Genomic DNA, 1,680 nt, shown 5'->3' on the forward strand with positions numbered 1-1,680 from the left:
GGAAGGTCCTTAATGATGCAGGGGTTGATGATGTACTAAGAAGAAATCTTGATGAACTAGAGCTGGTTGGTAAAAATATTGATGAGATCAAAAAAGCTGGAGGATATAAGGCTTGGAAAATCAGTAATTCGGGGGTTAAACTGATCGATGATCTAGTAAACTCTGTGGATGATGCCTATAAAGCTGGGCTTAGAGCAGATTTAGAAGCTTCTACAGAATTAGTCGAAGCTATTGGAAAAAATCCCGAATTAATAAAATCTTGGAAAACTCTAAAAAAAGCAAATGTAGACGATGCTATCAGAACCAATATAGATGAATTAACAGATGTATCTAGGCATTTAGATGACATTGATAATTTTGGAGGATATAATACTTGGAGGTTAAGAACTGGCAGAGCGAAACATCCTAATTGGACACAAGTTGATGATATTACAAACAAAGTAATTGCTCGTGAACCTCATGTACTAAAAGTAGAAACCAAAGCAGATGGATCTTTTTATCCAAAGTCGAAAACTATTGATAGCAGGACATTTAATATGGAAGGGTTTAAAGGATGTCATTCTGAGAATGCTTTAAAAGAGTATATACAAGCTAATGGTGGTACGTATACTGTAAAAAATAAATCTATAGGTCAAGGAGGAGTTTATGAAGGGCAGCCAGTTATTTCAATTAACAACAAAGAATACGTAAAGATCAATGGACGTTTTGTTGAGTATGAAACAGGTAAACTAGGAGGTACAGCCTCTTTCTTCCCAGAGGGATGGAGTAATACTAAAATCAAACAAGAAGTAGAACATGCCATTAAGAATAATCATGGTAAAGTCAATGTAAACAACCCAAATGATCAATTGCATTTTGGGTATTCTACAGACGGAAAAGTAGAAATACAATTTTACTTTGATTCTGTAAGAGATTACGTCGGATCTTATTTTCCTAAAAAAAGATAACAATATGTTTGAAATTAAACCTTATATAAACGCAAACAATGCTGATTTTAACCTAATGTTTTCTGAGATATATCAAATGACATCATCAGAAATTCAAGATGGTATCGATAGTTGTACGTTAGCTATTGATGGTAAATATGAAAAAATGAGTTGGGGATTGGAAGTTTTTGAATTATTAATTCGAAAAGAAATTTCTATATTAGAATATCACGGAGATTTTGTAGCAGAAATCCCTACAAAAGATATCCTTAAAATGTTGACAGATTATAAGAATGCTTTAAAATATTTTGAAGCTAATGGCTCTATGCTACCATCTTAATTTTAGTCTCTGGTGAGTTATACTTTTAACTAAGCACATTTTGATACCTATAAGGCACAAATGTATACTATAAATAACGAAGTAGTTTTGTCGAAAAAACTTAAATGTTCCTAAATCAGTTATCAGTAAGGTCAAAGATCATTATTTTGTAAAACAACATTTAATGAATACAGATGAGGGATTAAAAGTTGGACGCTTCGAAAGAATTATAGAAGATATTGATGAGTGGAAAGATGCTATTAAGGGGTTTGATGATGTTGGGGCTAATGATGGATTTAAGAGGTTAGTAGCTCATGAATATATTGAACTAAAGTTAATGGAAAAAGGAGTTCCTTACAGAAGTATTGATGAATTGTACTCTTTGAAACCTTATAATGTAGGAGCTCACGATGCTGTTCCTTTGATTCATAGGAA

At 32.6% G+C, this 1,680-nt stretch carries 3 protein-coding genes; all 3 read left to right on the forward strand.

What is annotated here, in order from left to right:
- On the forward strand, window positions 1–947 hold a 947-nt coding region (locus ABD816_RS22030), incomplete at its 5' end, for an EndoU domain-containing protein (protein ID WP_344931064.1).
- A gap of 4 nt (window positions 948–951) precedes the next feature.
- Window positions 952–1,266 (forward strand): hypothetical protein, encoded by a 315-nt coding sequence (locus tag ABD816_RS22035; protein ID WP_344931066.1) that lies wholly within the window; start codon window positions 952–954, stop codon window positions 1,264–1,266.
- 163 nt (window positions 1,267–1,429) lie between these two features.
- Window positions 1,430–1,680 (forward strand): hypothetical protein (locus tag ABD816_RS22040; RefSeq protein ID WP_344931068.1); only part of this gene is annotated, 251 nt, incomplete at its 3' end.

It is taken from the genome of Aquimarina addita (genome assembly GCF_039539305.1).
GTDB lineage: Bacteria > Bacteroidota > Bacteroidia > Flavobacteriales > Flavobacteriaceae > Aquimarina > Aquimarina addita.